This window comes from Streptomyces aurantiacus (assembly GCF_001418335.1).
In the GTDB taxonomy this organism is placed as follows: domain Bacteria; phylum Actinomycetota; class Actinomycetes; order Streptomycetales; family Streptomycetaceae; genus Streptomyces; species Streptomyces aurantiacus.
In genome coordinates, this window is the sequence record NZ_LIPP01000358.1 from 523 (window position 1) to 831 (window position 309).

The window sequence follows — 309 nt, forward strand, 5'->3', positions numbered from 1 at the left end:
ATCAGCGCGATGACCTCGTCGATGGCGTCCAGCGCCTTCAGGAGGCCGCGCAGGATGTGCGCGCGCTCCTCGGCCTTGCGCAGCCGGAACTTCGTACGCCGGACGATGACCTCGATCTGGTGCGTCACCCAGTGGCGGATGAACGCGTCCAGCGACAGGGTGCGCGGCACGCCGTCCACCAGCGCCAGCATGTTGGCGCCGAAGTTCGTCTGCAGGTCGGTGTGCTTGTAGAGGTTGTTCAGGACGACCTTGGCGACCGCGTCCCGCTTCAGGACGATGACCAGGCGCTGGCCCGTACGCGACGAGGTC

1 pseudogene is annotated in these 309 nt (G+C 67.0%); it reads right to left on the reverse strand.

Annotated elements, in window-relative coordinates:
- Positions 1–309 (reverse strand): annotated as a pseudogene (locus tag AOK01_RS45730) (DNA gyrase subunit A); the annotation flags it as partial.